The following is a 17,452-nucleotide window of genomic DNA, read 5'->3' as shown; positions in this document are numbered from 1 at the left end:
GGGGGGGGGGGGGGGGGGGGCGGGGGGCCCCCCGCGGGCCCCCCCCCCCGGGGGGGGGGCCCGCCCCCCGGCTGTTCTGTGTCCGGAAGCGTGCCGGTCAGGACCGAGAAGCCGCGCGCCGCGACGTCAGTCCGTGCCCTGCGGTCAGGGGCCGGCCAAGCGCCGAGGCGGTGCCGTCGTGCCCCACACGTGCCGGCGCACCGCACACCGGATCGGTCGCCCCGCCCCCTACTGCTCCAGCTCGTCCAGTGCCCCCAGTTGCTGCATCAGCCCCAGATGGTCGTCCTGCCACCAGATTTCGGTGATCTTGCCGTGGGGGCCGAAGCGGAAGAGGGTCATGCCGGTCATGGTGACCTGCCGGTCGGTCGCCGGGATACCGAGGAAGTCGCCCTTGTGGGTCGCGTGCCAGGTCCAGCGCGCGCAGACCTGGTCGCCCTGGGCCAGCACGTCCTCGACCGTGAAGGCGAAGTCGAACGCGGCGCGCCACATCCGGTACTCGCCGCGTACGTTGTCCAGCCCGATGGTGTCCTGCGGGTTGATCGGGTCGTGGCTGTGGATGTCCTCGTCCAGCAGGTCGTTGAGCGGCGGCAGTTCGCCCTCGCTCTCCAGGGCCGCGAAGAGCCGCCGTACGGGATCGAGGCCCAACTGCTCGTCCCTGACGACGTCCAGGTCGGTGAACGTCGGCGTCTCGTCGCACAGGGCGACCATGTCCCGGAAGATCCTGCCGGTCTCCGGGAGGTCCGAGTTCCGCATCGCCTCCTCGTACGACGGGAACTCCACCACCTCGACGATGTGCGACGCGTCCGAGCGGTCCTTGCCGACGACCGCGTGCGTCGCCGTACGCCTTCCGCTGCTCTGGCCGACCCAGTCGTCGATGAGCCGGTTCATCTCGTCCAGCCGGCTCGTCCTGCACTCGATGAGCTGTACGAAGGTCATGTCACCGCCTCCGGCCCCCCTGGTCCGGTACCGACCCGACCATTTTCCCACCGGAACGTCGGCACCACCCGTCCTACTGGGGTCCGTACTTGCGCCCCGTCCGCGAGCTGATGCCGCCCATGAGCCCGCGCGGGGCGACCTTCACCAGACCCATCAGCGTCTTGTAGCGCGGATCCGGGATCGACAGCGACTTCCCGCGCGCGAGGTCCGCCAGCGCCGCCGCGACCAGCTTGTCCGCGTCCAGCCACATCCAGCCCGGGATGTTGTCGGTGCCCATCCCGGCCCGCTGGTGGAACTCCGTGCGCACGAATCCCGGGCACAGCGCCATCAGGCGTACGCCCGAACCGGCCAGGTCCTTGGCCGCGCCCTGGGTGAACTGCACGACCCACGCCTTCGACGCGCCGTACGTGCCCCGCGGCAGGAAGGCCGCCACCGAGGCGACGTTCACCACCCCGCCGCGCCCGCGCTCGCGCATCGCCTCGGACGCCGCCGACGTCAGCCGCAGTACCGCCTCGCAGTGCACCTTGAGCATCCGCAGCTCGTCGGTCATGGAGACGTCCAGGTAGCGGCCCTTGTTGCCGAAGCCCGCGTTGTTGATCAGCAGGTCGACCGGCTTCTTGCGGTTCCCGAGCCGGTCGGCCACCGTCTCGATGCCCTTGTCCTCGGCGAGGTCGGCGGTCAGCACCTCCACCTCGACGCCGTGCCGGTCGTGCAGCTCGGTCGCCTGCTCGTGCAGCCGCGCGGTGTCCCGTGCGACCAGGACGAGGTCATGCCCGTCAGCCGCCAGCCGCCGCGCGAACGCGGCACCGATCCCCGCGGTCGATCCCGTAATCAGAGCCGTTGTCATGGCCCAAGGGTAGTGACCCGGACCGACAGCGTCCGCTCCGTCGTGACCGCTCCTCAGCGGGCCCGGGCGGCCATGTACTTGTGCGCCGCGGCCAGCGTCTCGGCGTGCAGGGCGTCACCCGCCACGAGCAGCCCCGGCAGCAGCTCCCGTTCGGTGGTGACCGCGCGGAACTGCAACGCCGCCGTCACCGCGTGGTCCGGCCGGTGCACGATCTCGACCGGATCGCCCGCCCGTATCTCACCCGGTTCGATCACCCGCAGGTAGGCACCGGTCACGCCCTTCCGGGTGAACCTCTTCACCCAGCTCCGCTCGCCCAGATGGCCCTGGAACGTACGGCACGGTATCCGCCCCGACGTCACCTCCAGGACCAGCCCGGAACCGATCCGCCAGCGCTCGCCGATCAGCGCCCCGGAGACGTCCAGACCCTCGGTCGTGAGGTTCTCGCCGAAGCAGCCGTTCGCCAGCGGCCGGCCCAGTTCGCGCTCCCACGCGTCGAGGTCCTCGCGCGCGTAGGCGTACACGGCCTGGTCGTCGCCCCCGTGATGACGGGTGTCGCACACCGCGTCCCCGGCGACACCGCTAGCGCCGACGCCCTTGGGCCCGGGAGCCGCCACCCGCACCGGCCGCCCGACGGGCTGCTTGTCGATGCCCGTCACGCCCTCGGGCTGGTCCGTGTACGGCACCGGCTGCGGGCGGCCCAGGTTGACCGAGAGAAGCTTCATGCCCGAACGGTACGGGACCGGATCCCAAAGCGTCGACGCAATATTGGCCGCCGGACCCAAGCCGGGCTTATGCTCCAAGGGTGATCGAGGCCCGTCATCTCCGCGTCCTGCGCGCCGTCGCCACCACCGGCTCCTTCTCCGCCGCGGGGCGGGAACTGGGCTGCACCCAGCCGGCCGTCAGCCAGCAGATGAAGGCCCTCGAGACATCCGTCGGAACCCCGCTGCTGGTGCGCAGCGGCCGCGAGATGCGCCTCACCCAGGCCGGCGAGGCCCTGGTCAGACACGCCTCCGGGATCCTCGCCGGGCTCACCGCCGCCGAGGAGGAGGTCGCCGCCATCGCCGGTCTGCGGGCCGGCCGGGTCCGCCTGGTCTCCTTCCCGAGCGGCAGCTCCACCCTCGTCCCCACCGCCCTGGCCGCCCTGCGCGCCGCCCACCCCGGCACCCGGGTCTCCCTGGAGGAGGCCGAACCCCCCAAGTCCGTCGGACTGCTGCGCGAGGGCGACTGCGATCTGGCCCTGGCCTTCCGCTACGAGGGCGCCGCGGTGGCCGAGGACTGGGACGACCTCGTCGTACGCCCCCTGCTCGTGGACCGCCTCGTGGCCCTCGTGCCGGAGCGGCACCGGCTCGCGCGCGCGGAGTCCGTCGCCATCGGCGAGCTGGCCCGGGAACCCTGGATCGCGGGCTGCCCGCGCTGCCGGGGCCAGCTGGTGGAGGTGTGCGAGGGCGCGGGATTCACGCCCCGCATCGATTTCGCGACCGACGACTACCCGGCCGTCGTCGGCCTGGTCGGGGCCGGTCTCGGGGTGGCCGTCCTGCCGCAGCTCGCGGTGGACTCGGTGCGGCCCAGGGGGGTGCGCACGGTGGCGCTCGAACCGGTCGTGCGCCGTCAGATCGTCGCCCTCACCCTGCCCGACCTGGCGCAGGTGCCGGCCGTGGCGGCGACGCTCGAACAGCTGGCCCGGGCGGCGGGGCGCGCCGCCTGACGAGCGCCCCGGAGGCGGGCCACAGGCAGGGTCTTGGGCACGCACGAGGCGTGCCCAATGGCGGTAGGGAAGCAACACACCCGGCGGGCCGTGGGTGCAGAAACGTTTCCTTCAGTGATGCGAGGCGGTGTCCCCGCCGGTGGAAGAAGCCGCCACCAGACGGTTGCGTGCCCGCCCCATCAACTCCTCACGCTCGTCCTCGGTCAGGCCGCCCCAGACCCCGTACGGCTCGCGCACCGCCAGGGCATGTGCCGCGCACTCCGCGCGGACCGGGCACCTCATGCAGACCTCCTTGGCCGAGTTCTCGCGAGCGCTCCGAGCCGCCCCGCGCTCGCCCTCAGGGTGAAAGAAGAGCGAGCTGTCCACGCCGCGGCAGGCAGCCAGCAGCTGCCAGTCCCACAGGTCCGCGTTCGGTCCGGGAAGGCGGGAGAAATCTGCCATTACGTGACCCCTTGTAGCCGTTCTGGGCGGATACGGTGCCAACGACCGTACATCTCCGGTCTAAGGAGATGAAAATATGACTCATTGCGAATCTAGCTCCAGACACTGAGAAACGGGACCAAAAACGGCTAAATGGGGCATGGGTTGTGATGAAAAGTTGAGGGTCGGACGGCCATGTCTGCACCGTGTCGGCTTCCTCACGTAGAGTGCCGAAGACGGCAGGTAGCCCCGTAACTCTTTCGAGTGACCGTCGTTGAGAGTGCGGAGGCGGTTGAAAACACAAGTGCTCGGGCAGGCGTCCGAGACGTTCGACCGCACAGGTGACGATTCCGTACCAGCCTGGAGGCTCAAGGTGACGCGCATCAGCTGCGGAGGGCGGTCATGACTTCCGTCCTCGTCTGCGACGACTCCCCGCTTGCCCGAGAGGCGCTCCGCCGCGCGGTAGCGACCGTGCCCGGCGTCGAGCGCGTGACGACGGCGGCCAACGGCGAGGAAGTCCTCCGCCGCTGGGGCGCCGACCGCTCCGACCTCATCCTGATGGATGTACGCATGCCCGGCCTGGGTGGTGTCGAGACCGTGCGCCGGCTGCTGTCCGCCGACCCGGGCGCACGCATCATCATGCTCACGGTGGCCGAGGACCTGGACGGCGTGGCCCTCGCGGTGGCCGCAGGCGCCCGGGGCTACCTGCACAAGGACGCCTCGCGCGCGGAACTGCGGGCCACCGTGACCCAGGCGCTCGCCGACCCGACCTGGCGGCTGGCCCCGCGGCGCCTGCGCTCGGCCGAGATGGGCGCGGCGCCCACGCTCACCGCGCGGGAGATCCAGGTGCTCGAGGGCATGAGCCACGGCCGTTCCAACGCAGAGATCGGCCGCGAGCTGTTCCTCTCCGAGGACACCGTCAAGACGCACGCCCGCCGCCTGTTCAAGAAGCTCGGCGCCTCGGACCGGGCGCACGCGGTGGCCCTCGGCTTCCGCTGGGGCCTGGTCCGCTAGGAAGGACGCGTCCCGCCGGGCAGGCGGGGCGATCCGGCACCGGCGGCACCGCCGGGAGCCGGAAGCCGGTCCGCCTCCTCCCGCCGGAGCGGGGCGGTCTCCCGGCGTCCAGGGCGCTCGCGGGGCACGGCGCGGCATGCCTCGACTCAGGCGTCCGGGTCCGGCCGCCGCAACGGACGCCGCGCGACGCCACAGGGACGGACACGCCCGCGGGGCCGAGCACACCACTCGCCCCCGGGCGTCCCTCCCCGACGTACCCACGTACCGCCGTACGGCGATGTGTGCCCGCGCGGACCTCCGGGAGCTGTCCCGGTCGCCCGCGCACGTGGAAGTGAGGCGCTTCCGCGGCCGGTCCCGGCCACTTCGCGGATGCCTGAGACACGCCGCTCGCCGCCTCACGGCCCGGGCGGGAACGGAGGGTGCCCCGTGCCGGTGCCACGACCCGCTTCCGGGACGGCCCCGCCCCACCCCTGGGCGAAGTCCGGACCGCGCCCGAACGCGAGCCCGCGCGCGAGGCTCCGTGGAACGGCCCGCGCGCCGCGTCACCCGATGCCTCGTGTGGCGACTCGGGTGCCGAGTCGTGTGACGAGCCGGTCAGCGTCTCATGGGATGCGTCACGCCGCGACCCGTGCGGCCCGGTACGGAACGGCGCGCGGACGTCCCGGACGGCCGCTCCCCGCGGTTCCCGCGCCCGTGCACCGCGACCGGCGGGAACAGCGCTGTCCGGGGCCGTCCGGCGGCGCGGCGCCGGGATGCGCGCGGGCCGGACGCACGGCACCGCCGGACACGGTGGCGCGGGCCGCGCACGACTGTCCGCCGGACACCCCGTGCTCGTTTCGCCGCGGATGCCGCATCCTTGAGATGTGGAGTCTCTCGGGGACGAGTCGGTCGAGCGGAAGGGGAGGGCGCAGGGAATGAGTGCCGGCGCACCTGCTCATAACGCTTCGGTGCACAACCACGAGCACGACGCAACGGACCGTACGGCCGCAGGGCACCATGGACCGATGCGCGACGACGAGGCGGGCACGGCCCACGGGGCGATCGGTGCGCTCGTACACCGTGCCGTCGACGGGGACGCGCAGGCCACGCACGACCTGCTCGCGCACGTCCACCCGCTCGCGCTGCGCTACTGCCGCACCCGGCTGTCCCGGCTCCCGGGCGACGCGCGCCACTTCGTCGAGGACCTCGCCCAGGAGGTCTGCGTCGCGGTCCTGCTCGCCCTGCCGCGCTACCGCGACACCGGCCGCCCCTTCGAGGCCTTCGTCTTCGCCATCGCCTCGCACAAGGTCGCCGACCTGCAACGCGCCGCGATGCGCCACCCCGGTTCCACGGTCGTCCCCTCGGACGAGATGCCGGAGCGCCCCGACGACTCCCTCGGCCCCGAGGAGCGCGCCCTGCTCAGCAGCGACGCCGAGTGGGCCAAGAAACTACTGGCCAACCTCCCGGAGAACCAGCGCGAACTGCTCCTGCTGCGCATCGCCGTGGGCTTGACCGCGGAGGAGACGGGGCAGATGTTGGGAATGTCACCCGGCGCCGTACGGGTGGCCCAGCACCGCGCGCTGAGCCGCCTGCGCGCGCTCGCCGAGCAGTGACACCCTGGGGAGAGGCCCCCCGGCCCCTCAGCTGAACAGGCGCGCTTCCGCTTCCGTACGAACATACGAAGCCTGAAGCGACCCCGTACCGTGGAATTTGCTGACGACGCTTCCCGTTAGCATGGACATCCGCACCGATCAAGGCCATTTGGGGAAGGTGTCATGACTGCAAACGTCGACGGAGTGCCCGGTAAATTCGCGACACTCGGGCTGACCTACGACGACGTGCTGCTGCTGCCGGGCGCATCCGAGGTGCTCCCCAACGCGGTCGACACCTCGTCCCGCATCTCCCGCAATGTCCGGGTCAACATCCCGCTGCTCTCCGCGGCGATGGACAAGGTGACCGAGTCCCGCATGGCCATCGCCATGGCCCGGCTCGGCGGCGTCGGCGTGCTGCACCGCAACCTCTCCGTCGAGGACCAGGTCAACCAGGTCGACCTGGTGAAGCGGTCCGAGTCCGGCATGGTCACCGACCCGATCACGGTGCACCCGGAGGCCACGCTCGCCGAGGCGGACGCGCTCTGCGCCAAGTTCCGCATCAGCGGCGTCCCGGTCACCGACCCGGCCGGCAAGCTGCTGGGCATCGTGACCAACCGCGACATGGCCTTCGAGAGCGACCGCACGCGTCAGGTGCGCGAGGTCATGACCCCCATGCCGCTGGTCACCGGCAAGGTCGGCATCTCCGGGCCAGAGGCCATGGAGCTGCTGCGCAAGCACAAGATCGAGAAGCTTCCGCTGGTCGACGACGCGGGCGTCCTCAAGGGCCTGATCACGGTCAAGGACTTCGTCAAGGCGGAGAAGTACCCGAGCGCCGCCAAGGACGCCGAGGGCCGGCTGCTCGTCGGTGCCGCCGTCGGCGCCAGCCCCGAGGCGCTGGAGCGCGCCCAGGCGCTGGCCGCGGCCGGTGTGGACTTCCTGGTCGTCGACACCTCCCACGGCCACAACAGCAACGCGCTCAGCTGGATGTCGAAGATCAAGTCGGCCGTGGACGTCGACGTGATCGGCGGCAACGTCGCCACCCGCGACGGCGCCCAGGCGCTCATCGACGCCGGTGTCGACGGCATCAAGGTCGGCGTCGGGCCCGGCTCGATCTGCACCACCCGCGTGGTCGCCGGTATCGGCGTCCCGCAGGTCACCGCCATCTACGAGGCATCGCTGGCCGCGCGTGCGGCGGGCATCCCGCTGATCGGCGACGGTGGTCTGCAGTACTCCGGCGACATCGGCAAGGCGCTCGCCGCCGGCGCCGACACGGTCATGCTGGGCAGCCTCCTCGCCGGCTGCGAGGAGTCGCCGGGCGAGCTGCTGTTCATCAACGGCAAGCAGTTCAAGTCGTACCGCGGCATGGGCTCGCTGGGCGCGATGCAGTCCCGCGGCCAGGGCCGGTCGTACTCGAAGGACCGCTACTTCCAGGCCGAGGTCGCCTCGGACGACAAGCTCGTGCCCGAGGGCGTCGAGGGCCAGGTGCCCTACCGCGGCCCGCTCTCCAACGTGCTGCACCAGCTCGTCGGCGGCCTGCGCCAGACCATGGGCTACGTGGGCGCCGCCACCATCGAGGAGATGGAGTCCAAGGGCCGCTTCGTGCGGATCACCTCGGCGGGCCTCAAGGAGAGCCACCCGCACGACATCCAGATGACGGTCGAGGCGCCGAACTACAGCAGGAAGTGACACGCGCGGCGACGCACGCGCACGTGTGACGGCAACGCGAGGGCGGTCCCGGGGCATCCGGGGCCGCCCTTGTCGCACCTGTCGGCGATACTGGAAGGCGCTGCAACGCATAGGGAAAGGCCACCAACGTGACTGAGATCGAGATCGGGCGCGGCAAGCGCGGCCGCCGGGCGTACGCCTTCGACGACATCGCCGTCGTCCCCAGCCGCCGTACGCGGGACCCGAAGGAGGTCTCGATCGCCTGGCAGATCGACGCCTACCGCTTCGAGCTGCCCTTCCTGGCCGCCCCCATGGACTCGGTCGTCTCCCCGGCCACCGCGATCCGCATCGGCGAGCTGGGCGGCCTCGGCGTGCTCAACCTCGAGGGCCTGTGGACGCGGCACGAGGACCCCCAGCCGCTGCTGGACGAGATCGCCGAGCTGGACGCCGCGACGGCCACCCGCCGGCTCCAGGAGATCTACGCGGCGCCGATCAAGGAGGAGCTGATCGGGGCGCGCATCAAGGAGGTCCGCGACTCCGGCGTGATCACCGCCGCCGCGCTCTCCCCTCAGCGCACCGCCCAGTTCTCCAAGGCGGTCGTGGACGCGGGCGTGGACATCTTCGTCATCCGAGGTACGACGGTCTCGGCGGAGCACGTGTCGTCCTCGCACGAGCCGCTGAACCTCAAGCAGTTCATCTACGAGCTGGACGTCCCGGTGATCGTCGGCGGCTGCGCCACGTACACCGCCGCCCTGCACCTGATGCGCACCGGCGCGGCCGGCGTCCTGGTCGGCTTCGGCGGCGGCGCCGCGCACACCACGCGCAACGTGCTGGGCATCCAGGTCCCGATGGCCACCGCCGTCGCCGACGTGGCCGCGGCCCGCCGCGACTACATGGACGAGTCCGGCGGCCGGTACGTGCACGTGATCGCCGACGGCGGCGTCGGCTGGTCCGGCGACCTCCCGAAGGCGATCGCCTGCGGGGCCGACTCCGTGATGATGGGCTCCCCGCTGGCCCGGGGCACGGACGCGCCCGGCAAGGGCCACCACTGGGGCATGGAGGCCGTCAACGAGGAACTGCCCCGCGGCAAGAAGGTCGACCTCGGCACGGTCGGCACCATCGAGGAGATCCTCACCGGCCCGTCCCACAACCCGGACGGCTCGATGAACTTCTTCGGCGCCCTGCGCCGCGCCATGGCCACCACCGGCTACAGCGAGCTGAAGGAGTTCCAGCGCGTGGAGGTCACGGTGGCGGACTCGCAGCACCGCCGGTAACCCGCACGACACCGAAGGGGCCGGTCACCTACGGGGTGACCGGCCCCTTCGGCATGCCGGCCCACCCGCCGGGACCGGATCCGTCCGTGGGCCCAGGAGCGAGACCGGGGACGTGCCCCCGTTCACGCGCCCTGCGCTCACAACCGGTGCGCCGCCCCCGTGGGCGTGGCCCCCCGCGTGTCCAGCAGGAGCTGGGCCTTCACCGACAGGCCCTGGAGGTCGTAGGTGCGGTGCTGCTGGAGCAGGATCGTCAGATCGGCGTCGGCGGCCGCCTCGTACAGGGAGTCCGCGCGCGGGACCGGGCGGTCCAGGACGTTCCACGCGGGCACGTACGGGTCGTGGTAGCTGACCGAGGCGCCGAACTCCATCAGCCGGACGGCGATCTCCTGCGCGGGCGTGCTCTGCAGGTCGGCGAGATCGGGCTTGTAGGTGACGCCGAGCAGCAGCACCCGCGCCCCGCGCGCGGACTTGCCGTGCTCGTTGAGGAGGGCCGCGGCGCGCTGGACGACGTACCGGGGCATGCGGTGGTTGACCTGCTGGGCCAGCTCCACCATGCGCAGGGTGCGGGTCGCGTGGCCGGTCAGGTCGTGCGGGACGCCGTGGCCGCCGACGCCCGGCCCCGGCCGGAACGCCTGGAAGCCGAAGGGCTTGGTCTCCGCGCAGCGGATGACGTCCCACAGGTCGACGCCCAGCTCGTGGCAGAGCACGGCCATCTCGTTGACGAGCGCGATGTTGACGTGCCGGTAGTTGGTCTCCAGCAGCTGCACGGCCTCCGCCTCACGCAACCCGCGCGCGCGGACGACCTTGTCGGTGAGCCGGCCGTAGAACGCGGCGGCCGACTCCGTGCAGGCGGGGGTGAGGCCGCCGATGACCCTGGGCGTGCCGGCCGGGGTGCGGTCGCGGTTGCCGGGGTCGACCCGGCTGGGCGAGTAGGCGAGGTGGAAGTCGCGGCCCGCGCGCAGGCCCGAGCCCTGTTCCAGCAGCGACCGCAGGAACTCGCCCGTCGTCCCGGGCAGGACCGCCGACTCCAGGATGACCGTGGTGTGCGGCCGCAGCCGCTCGGCGAGGGTGCGCGCGGCCGCTTCCACCTGGCCGAGGTCGATACCGCCGTCGGCGCCGCGCGGGGTGGGCGCGCAGATCACCGCCGTGCGCACCCGGCCGAGCTGGGCCGGGTCGGTGACCGGCCGGAAGCCCGCCGCGCGCATCCGGCGCAGCTCGGCGGGGCTGAGCGAGCCCGCCTCGGGGCCTGTGGCGTACCCGATGGTCGGGATGCCGGCGGAGACGGCGGCCTGGGCGAGCGGCAGGCCGTGGGAACCGAGTCCGATCACGGCGAGGTCTGCGGGCATGGCGGGGGCCGTCCTTCCCAGTAACCGAAGCGGGACAGATGCGCAACCGCTGTGGACAGGATGCGCGGGAGCACTGTCACACTAGGAGTAAATATGACCGTTATGTGGGATTGTGTTCGTGTGTCTTCCGGGGGTTGTGCGCGTGTTGTCCACAGGTTGGAAGCGCGTGGTGGCTGAAGCCGGGCAACCCCGTCAGAATTTGGGCATGAGGAGGGGGTGAACCGGGCTTCGCCCTCCGGGTGCGGCCTGCGCGAGCGAGTTCTTCGACAGCGGGAGGCAGCGGTGAGGACAGCGACTCTGGGCCCGGCACAGCGCGCCGAGGCACTGGCGGCGATGGCGGAGCGCGAACTGGACGTGCTGGTGGTCGGCGCCGGAGTGGTCGGTGCCGGTACCGCACTGGACGCCGTCACCCGTGGCCTGTCCACCGGACTGGTCGAGGCCCGCGACTGGGCGTCCGGCACCTCCAGCAGGTCAAGCAAGCTCATCCACGGCGGACTGCGCTATCTGGAGATGCTGGACTTCGCCCTGGTCCGCGAGGCGTTGAAGGAGCGCGGCCTGCTCCTGGAGCGGCTCGCCCCGCACCTGGTGAAACCCGTGCCGTTCCTCTATCCGCTCCAGCACAAGGGCTGGGAGCGGTGGTACGCCGGCTCGGGCGTGGCGCTGTACGACGCGATGTCCATGGCCCGCGGGCACGGCCGGGGTCTGCCCGTGCACCGGCACCTGACCCGGAATCACGCCCTGCGCGTGGCACCCTGCCTGAAGAAGGACGCCCTGGTCGGCGCCCTCCAGTACTACGACGCGCAGATGGACGACGCCCGGTTCGTGGCGACCCTGGTGCGCACCGCCGTGTCGTACGGCGCCCACGCGGCCAACCGCGCCCGGGTGACGGGCTTCCTGCGCGAGGGCGAGCGGGTCGTCGGCGCCCGGGTGCAGGACGTAGAGGGCGGCGGGGAGTACGAGATCCGGGCCAAGCAGGTCGTCAACGCCACCGGCGTGTGGACCGACGACACCCAGGCCATGGTGGGGGAGCGCGGCCAGTTCCACGTGCGCGCCTCCAAGGGCATCCACCTGGTCGTGCCCAAGGACCGCATCCACTCCAGCACCGGTCTGATCCTGCGCACCGAGAAGTCGGTGCTTTTCGTCATCCCGTGGGGCCGGCACTGGATCGTCGGCACCACCGACACCGAATGGGACCTCGACAAGGCCCACCCGGCCGCCTCCAGCGCCGACATCGACTACCTGCTGGAGCACGTCAACTCCGTGCTCGCCGTCCCGCTCAGCCGCGACGACGTGCAGGGCGTGTACGCGGGCCTGCGCCCGCTGCTGGCCGGTGAGTCGGACGCCACCAGCAAGCTGTCCCGCGAGCACACCGTGGCGCATCCGGCGCCGGGCCTCGTGGTGGTGGCGGGCGGCAAGTACACGACGTACCGGGTGATGGCGAAGGATGCCGTCGACGAGGCGGTGCACGGGCTCGACATGCGCGTCGCCGACTGCGTCACCGAGGAGATCCCGCTGCTCGGCGCCGAGGGCTACCGGGCGATGTGGAACGCGCGGGCGCGGATCGCCGCCCGCACCGGACTGCACGTGGTGCGCGTGGAACACCTGCTGAACCGTTACGGCGCCATGGCCGAGGAGATCCTGGACCTCATCGCCGCCGACCCGGCCCTCGGCGAACCGCTGCAGGCCGCCGACGACTATCTGCGGGCCGAGGTCGTCTACGCGGCCTCGCACGAGGGCGCCCGGCACCTGGACGACGTCCTCACCCGCCGCACCCGCATCTCCATCGAGACCTTCGACCGGGGCACCCGCAGCGCCCGAGAGGCCGCCGAGCTGATGGCGCCCGTCCTCGGCTGGGACAAGGACCAGATCGAGCGCGAGGTCGAGCACTACGAGAAGCGGGTCGAGGCGGAACGGGAGTCCCAGCGCCAGCCGGACGACCTGACGGCCGACGCGGCCCGGCTGGGCGCACCGGACATCGTGCCGCTCCAGTGACGTTCCCGCCGGTCCCGGCCGGTGGCGGCGGATATCACCCGAACGGGTGAGCGCGGCCGGGATCTCCGCTCGGGCGCCGGCCGTTCTACGGGGTGCGGGGACAGAACTCGGCGGCGAGCAGGCGAGGTTCGAGGCCTGGGTCGGAGATCTCCGTCGTGTCGACCCGGAAGGTGAGGACACGACGGCCGTCGACCGTGGCTGCGGTGCGCACGTAGCTGCCGGTGATACGGCCGTTGTGCCCCCACACCGTGACCCCGCACGGCAGCTCGACCGGAAACAGCCCCATGCCGTACGAGCCTTGTGCGGCACGGGTGTCGAGCATCTCGCCCAGCCGGCGCGGGGACAGCAGTCGGCCGCCCAGCAGGGCGGCGTAGAAGCGGTCGAGGTCGTCGAGCGTGGTCACCAGCTCGCCCGCCGCGCCGGCCACGCGCGGGTCGAGTGCGGTGACGTCGGAGCCGTCGGCGGCGTAGGCATGGCCGTGCGGCATCGGGAGTGAGGTGCGGGATCCAGGGAAGGAGGTATCCGTCAGACCCAGGGGAGCGATGATCCGGCGCCGGGCCTCGGCGGCGTACGAGTGGCCGGTGATCCGGTGGACGACCATGCCGAGCAGGACATAGCCGGTGTTGGAGTAGGAAGAGCGGCCCGGGCGGGTCGGAGGGAGGGTGAGGGCGATGCGTACGGCCTGAAGCGGGGTCAGTGGCACGGCGCCATGGGTGACCCGGGTGAAGTCGGCGAGGCCGCTGGTGTGCGTGAGCAGGGCGCGCAGGGTGATGCGCCGTCCGTCGGTGCCGGGTCCGCGCAGCAGCCCGGGCAGGTACCGCTCGACGGTGTCGGACAGGGACAGCCGGTGCTCGTCGGCGAGTTGCAGCACGACGGTGGCGACGAAGGTCTTGGTGACGCTGCCGGCGCGGAAGTGGTCGGCTCGTGCGATGCCCCGGCCGGCGGCCGAGTAGTGCGCGCGGTCGCCGTCCCGGGCCAGCAGGGCCGCGGCGGGTGCCCCGCCCTCGGTGACGAGCAGCACGAGGATCGGGTCCGTGGCACCCGTCGCGTGGCCGGAGGTGGCGGCGGGCGCGAGCAGCAGGGCCAGGAGCACCGGTAGGGACAGGAGTGCCCGAAGCGTCGGCATCCGGGCTCCCTTCTGCTCCGGCTCCTCCGGCTCTCGCCGGATCTCCTCGTGTATGCGCGGTTCTGCGCCGGAATGCTCTGACCCATCATCCCGGTGGGCCCGAGCCCCACTTCGGCGGGTCCCCGGGTGCGCGGCGGGCTGGGCGGCGTCAGGGGCACCCTGGGCGTCGGCCACTTGTCGGGTGAGGGACAATGGAGGCTCTGTCAGGGCGGGTTGCATGAGGGGACGCATGTCGGAGGCGGAGCGGGCGGGGACATCTCGTCAGGAGACTCGTCAGGACAAGAGCGAGCGTCGTCTCCTCGCCGGGCGGTACCGGCTGGGAGACGTACTGGGCCGCGGCGGCATGGGCACGGTGTGGCGCGCCGAGGACGAGACCCTCGGCCGGACGGTCGCCGTCAAGGAACTGCGGTTCCCGTCGAACATCGACGACGAGGAGAAGCGGCGTCTGATCACGCGCACCCTGCGTGAGGCCAAGGCGATCGCCCGGATCCGCAACAACAGCGCGGTGACGGTCTTCGACGTGGTCGACGAGGACGACCGGCCCTGGATCGTCATGGAGTTGGTCGAGGGCAAGTCCCTCGCCGAGGTCATCCGCGAGGACGGCCTGCTGGAGCCCAAGCGCGCGGCGGAGGTCGGCCTCGCCGTCCTCGACGTGCTGCGTTCCGCGCACCGCGAGGGCATCCTGCACCGCGACGTGAAGCCGTCCAACGTCCTGATCGCCGAGGACGGCCGGGTCGTGCTCACCGACTTCGGCATCGCGCAGGTCGAGGGCGACCCGTCCATCACCTCCACCGGCATGCTCGTCGGCGCCCCCTCCTACATCTCCCCCGAGCGCGCCCGGGGGCACAAGCCCGGCCCCGCCGCCGACCTGTGGTCGCTGGGCGGCCTGCTGTACGCGTCGGTCGAGGGCCTGCCGCCGTACGACAAGGGTTCGGCGATCGCCACGCTGACCGCGGTGATGACCGAGCCCCTGGAGGAGCCCAAGAACGCCGGTCCGCTCCGGGACGTCATCTACGGCCTGCTCAACAAGGACCCGGCGCAGCGGCTCGACGACGCGCGCGCCCGGGTCATGCTCAACCGGGTGATCCACGCGCCCGAGCCCGAGGCCATGGACGCCACGCGGGTGGTGCCGCTGCCGGTGCAGCCCGACGGCAAGCGGGGCGAGGAGGCCGGGGAGAAGCTGCGCGGGGCGCTGCGCTCGGTCCGCAAGGCGGCCGGTTCGGCCGGCGCGGCGGCGACCGCGCGGACGACGAAGAACGGTGCCGACAAGGCGGCGCCCGGCCCCGCCGGCGGGCCGGCGGCGGACAGCGGCTCCGGTGCTTCCAGTGCTTCTGGTGCCTCCAGCGCCTCCGGCGCGGCCGGTGCCGGTGCCCGGACGCCGGGTGGGGCGGCCGGTCCGGCCCAGGGCTCCCCGTCGGGGCCGAACTCGTCCGCCACCAAGCCCAGTTCCGGGTGGCCCGTGATGCCGCCGCCGGACCTGGACCTGCCGCCGCGGCCGGTGCCGAGGGCGCCGCTCACCGACGTGGTGCCCAAGCGCACGCTGGTGATCATCGCCGTGGTGGTCGTCCTCGCCGTGATCGGCACGATCCTTGCCCTTGCGTTCAACGGTGACGACAAGAGCGGCGACAAGAGCGGCAACGCCGCCCGGAGCTCGGCGAGCGGGACCGCCTCCCCCAAGGAGGACAAGAGCAAGAGCGGCGGGAAGTCCACCGGCAGCGGCACCCGGACCGACGGCGACACCTCGGCGTCCGCCTCGGCCGGTTCCACCACCGACGACACGGCGAGCCCCGATTCGTCCGACAACGCGGGCGACCAAGGTTCGTCCGGCAAGAAGGGCGGCGGGAGCGCGCCCGTGGAGTCGACCCACAAGGGTGGCCAGGGCTACTCGATCGGGCTGCCCAAGGGCTGGAACTACCAGTCCACCGGCGCCGCCGGCGACCGCTACACCGGCCCCGAGGGGCAGAAGCTGCTCGTCGCCTGGACCAGCACGCCCCAGGGCGACCCGGTGGCGGACTGGCAGAACCAGTCGCGGTACATGGTGCGCTCCCAGTACCACAAGATCCGTATAGAGAAGGTGGACTACCGCGGCTGGAACACCGCGGACTGGGAGTTCACCTACGTCGACGGCGGCACCCGGTACCGCACGATCGACCGGGGGTTCGTGGTCAACGGCCATCAGGGTTACGCGCTGATGTACACGGCGAAGGCCGCGAAGTGGGACAGCGGGCTGCGCAAGGCCACCTGGAAGACACTGACGGGGTCCTTCGAACCCAAGTCGTGATGTGAACGAGCCCGGTTCGGGTACGTGAGAATCCGTCATCCCCTCAATGCGGGTTGCCTCTGGCACGTATCGTGAATGGTTGCGGACCGTACGCAGCCGCATGTGGATGCGGAACGGTCCGTCAGGGAACGGATGTGAACGACCAGGCGGCCGGGGGAGGCAACGTGGACGACTATGCGGGCCGGGTGCTCGCCGACCGTTACCGCCTGCCGCTGCCGCCCTCCGACGAGTACGAACTCACCGAGACCCGGGCCTTCGACACCTACAGCGGCCAAGAGGTGCTGGTCCGTCAGGTGCCGCTGCCGGAGGTCGTCGAGGCCGAGGTGCTCGACGCCGAAGGACTGCCCGAGGGGTTCACCGCCCGTGAGCGCGGCGCCCGCCGCGCCCCCGCGGCCCGTACCGCCACCCGCCGCCCCTCGGACCCGGCCGTGCGGCGTGCGGTCGAGGCCGCGCAGGCGGCCGCCCGTGTGCCCGACCATCCGCGTCTCGACCAGGTCTTCGACGTGTTCGCCGAAGGCGGCTCGCTGTGGATCGTCAGCGAGTGGGTGGCGGCGCGCCCGCTGTCCGCGCTGCTGACCGAGGAGCCGCTGACGCCGTACCGGGCGGCGGAGGTCGCCTCCGACGTCCTCATGGCCCTGCGCGTCCTGCACGCCCACGGCTGGGTGCACCGCAACATCACCGCCCGCACGGTCCTCGTCTGCGACGACGGCCGGGTCATGCTCACCGGCCTCGCGGTCGGCGCGGCGGAGGAGGCGCTGTGCGGGTACGACCCGGTGCCGGGTCCGGACGGCGGTGACGACGACCAGGAAGGTCGGCGAGGCGGGGAGGGACGGGACGGCCGGGACGGCGGGCCCGGTCAGGAAGGGCCGGCCGGCGCCCTCGGACCGGGACGTGCGGCCGCTGGCGCCCCGGGCGGACCGGACTTCGGCGGACCGGAGTTCGGCGGCCCCGGTGGGCGGGGGACGACGGGCGCCGGCGTCCCGGTCCCCCCGGCGGGCACCACCGCCCCCGACACCGACCCCGAGGCCGCGCGGCGGGCCGCGATCCAGGCGCGGGCGGCCGGCGGGCTGCCGGTGCCGGGCGCGAACGGGGTCTCCGGCGGTGGTCCCACGGTCCCCGGACCCGCCGGACGGCGGGCCCTGGAGAGCGGTGACGACATCCGTGCCGCGCGGGCCGGCGCCATCGCCGCCTACCGCGCGGGAGCCCGGGCCGCCCCGGGGCGGCGCCGCGGGCGCCCGGCGGGGGGGGTGCCGCGGGTCCCACGTGTCCGTGGCG

General features: G+C 72.4%; 14 protein-coding genes. 8 read left to right on the top strand and 6 right to left on the bottom strand.

Annotated features, from left to right (window positions below):
• Positions 1–228: 228 nt before the first annotated feature.
• The 3 genes from V7E45_RS22285 to V7E45_RS22275 all read right to left on the bottom strand — a co-directional run bounded on the left by V7E45_RS22285 (position 229) and on the right by V7E45_RS22275 (position 2,505).
• Positions 229–936 (bottom strand): ester cyclase, encoded by a 708-nt coding sequence (locus V7E45_RS22285; protein ID WP_333775969.1) that lies wholly within the window; start codon positions 934–936, stop codon positions 229–231.
• Between the two features lie 73 nt (positions 937–1,009).
• Positions 1,010–1,783 carry an SDR family NAD(P)-dependent oxidoreductase gene (locus V7E45_RS22280; RefSeq protein WP_333775968.1) on the bottom strand — a complete coding sequence of 258 codons (774 nt, stop codon included), beginning with the start codon at positions 1,781–1,783 and terminating at the stop codon, positions 1,010–1,012.
• A 53-nt stretch (positions 1,784–1,836) separates the two neighbouring features.
• On the bottom strand, positions 1,837–2,505 hold the full coding sequence (locus tag V7E45_RS22275; RefSeq protein ID WP_333775967.1) for an MOSC domain-containing protein: 669 nt from the start codon (positions 2,503–2,505) through the stop codon (positions 1,837–1,839).
• Positions 2,506–2,585: 80 nt separating this feature from the next.
• Between V7E45_RS22275 and V7E45_RS22270 the strand changes: the two genes are divergently transcribed.
• The gene (locus V7E45_RS22270) at positions 2,586–3,488 is read left to right on the top strand and encodes a LysR family transcriptional regulator (protein WP_317444922.1); all 903 of its coding nucleotides are present in this window, start codon (positions 2,586–2,588) and stop codon (positions 3,486–3,488) included.
• A 111-nt stretch (positions 3,489–3,599) separates the two neighbouring features.
• Here V7E45_RS22270 and V7E45_RS22265 read toward each other — a convergent pair whose 3' ends face one another.
• Positions 3,600–3,929 carry a WhiB family transcriptional regulator gene (locus V7E45_RS22265; protein ID WP_133919877.1) on the bottom strand — a complete coding sequence of 110 codons (330 nt, stop codon included), beginning with the start codon at positions 3,927–3,929 and terminating at the stop codon, positions 3,600–3,602.
• Positions 3,930–4,310: 381 nt separating this feature from the next.
• On the opposite strand from V7E45_RS22265, the gene V7E45_RS22260 reads away from it, so the two are divergent.
• The 4 genes from V7E45_RS22260 to V7E45_RS22245 all read left to right on the top strand — a co-directional run bounded on the left by V7E45_RS22260 (position 4,311) and on the right by V7E45_RS22245 (position 9,432).
• Positions 4,311–4,922, top strand: a complete 612-nt coding sequence (locus V7E45_RS22260) for a response regulator transcription factor (RefSeq protein WP_003948568.1) — start codon at positions 4,311–4,313, stop codon at positions 4,920–4,922.
• Positions 4,923–5,926: 1,004 nt separating this feature from the next.
• Positions 5,927–6,514, top strand: a complete 588-nt coding sequence (locus V7E45_RS22255) for a sigma-70 family RNA polymerase sigma factor (protein ID WP_317444923.1) — start codon at positions 5,927–5,929, stop codon at positions 6,512–6,514.
• 162 nt (positions 6,515–6,676) lie between these two features.
• Positions 6,677–8,179 (top strand): IMP dehydrogenase, encoded by a 1,503-nt coding sequence (gene guaB / locus V7E45_RS22250; protein WP_333775966.1) that lies wholly within the window; start codon positions 6,677–6,679, stop codon positions 8,177–8,179.
• Between the two features lie 128 nt (positions 8,180–8,307).
• Positions 8,308–9,432 (top strand): GuaB3 family IMP dehydrogenase-related protein, encoded by a 1,125-nt coding sequence (locus V7E45_RS22245; RefSeq protein ID WP_333775965.1) that lies wholly within the window; start codon positions 8,308–8,310, stop codon positions 9,430–9,432.
• A gap of 137 nt (positions 9,433–9,569) precedes the next feature.
• On the opposite strand, the gene V7E45_RS22240 is transcribed toward V7E45_RS22245, so the two are convergent.
• Positions 9,570–10,778 carry a nucleotide sugar dehydrogenase gene (locus tag V7E45_RS22240; protein ID WP_333775964.1) on the bottom strand — a complete coding sequence of 403 codons (1,209 nt, stop codon included), beginning with the start codon at positions 10,776–10,778 and terminating at the stop codon, positions 9,570–9,572.
• 282 nt (positions 10,779–11,060) lie between these two features.
• On the opposite strand from V7E45_RS22240, the gene V7E45_RS22235 reads away from it, so the two are divergent.
• On the top strand, positions 11,061–12,770 hold the full coding sequence (locus tag V7E45_RS22235; protein WP_333775963.1) for a glycerol-3-phosphate dehydrogenase/oxidase: 1,710 nt from the start codon (positions 11,061–11,063) through the stop codon (positions 12,768–12,770).
• Between the two features lie 85 nt (positions 12,771–12,855).
• Here the strand turns inward: V7E45_RS22235 and V7E45_RS22230 are convergent, their stop codons facing one another.
• A complete protein-coding gene (locus tag V7E45_RS22230; RefSeq protein ID WP_333775962.1) occupies positions 12,856–13,896 on the bottom strand; it encodes a serine hydrolase domain-containing protein in 1,041 nt (346 codons plus the stop codon).
• Between the two features lie 229 nt (positions 13,897–14,125).
• Between V7E45_RS22230 and V7E45_RS22225 the strand changes: the two genes are divergently transcribed.
• Positions 14,126–16,177, top strand: coding sequence for a serine/threonine-protein kinase (locus V7E45_RS22225; protein ID WP_333775961.1), 2,052 nt, complete (start codon positions 14,126–14,128; stop codon positions 16,175–16,177).
• Between the two features lie 164 nt (positions 16,178–16,341).
• A partial coding sequence (locus tag V7E45_RS22220; protein ID WP_333775960.1) for a protein kinase occupies positions 16,342–17,452 on the top strand: 1,111 nt, incomplete at its 3' end.

Source organism: Streptomyces sp. IBSBF 3136, from assembly GCF_036815105.1.
Classification (GTDB): domain Bacteria; phylum Actinomycetota; class Actinomycetes; order Streptomycetales; family Streptomycetaceae; genus Streptomyces.
Note: the sequence above shows the minus strand (reverse complement) of the source record. Positions and strands in the feature narration are given on the sequence as shown.

Bases quoted from the DNA above. Each gene is read 5' to 3' on its own strand.
- V7E45_RS22285 (WP_333775969.1), bottom strand. From the start codon at position 936: ATGACCTTCGTACAGCTCATCGAGTGCAGGACGAGCCGGCTGGACGAG.
- V7E45_RS22280 (WP_333775968.1), bottom strand. From the start codon at position 1,783: ATGACAACGGCTCTGATTACGGGATCGACCGCGGGGATCGGTGCCGCG.
- V7E45_RS22275 (WP_333775967.1), bottom strand. From the start codon at position 2,505: ATGAAGCTTCTCTCGGTCAACCTGGGCCGCCCGCAGCCGGTGCCGTAC.
- V7E45_RS22265 (WP_133919877.1), bottom strand. From the start codon at position 3,929: ATGGCAGATTTCTCCCGCCTTCCCGGACCGAACGCGGACCTGTGGGAC.
- V7E45_RS22260 (WP_003948568.1), top strand. From the start codon at position 4,311: ATGACTTCCGTCCTCGTCTGCGACGACTCCCCGCTTGCCCGAGAGGCG.
- V7E45_RS22255 (WP_317444923.1), top strand. From the start codon at position 5,927: ATGCGCGACGACGAGGCGGGCACGGCCCACGGGGCGATCGGTGCGCTC.
- guaB (WP_333775966.1), top strand. From the start codon at position 6,677: ATGACTGCAAACGTCGACGGAGTGCCCGGTAAATTCGCGACACTCGGG.
- V7E45_RS22240 (WP_333775964.1), bottom strand. From the start codon at position 10,778: ATGCCCGCAGACCTCGCCGTGATCGGACTCGGTTCCCACGGCCTGCCG.
- V7E45_RS22230 (WP_333775962.1), bottom strand. From the start codon at position 13,896: ATGCCGACGCTTCGGGCACTCCTGTCCCTACCGGTGCTCCTGGCCCTG.
- V7E45_RS22225 (WP_333775961.1), top strand. From the start codon at position 14,126: ATGTCGGAGGCGGAGCGGGCGGGGACATCTCGTCAGGAGACTCGTCAG.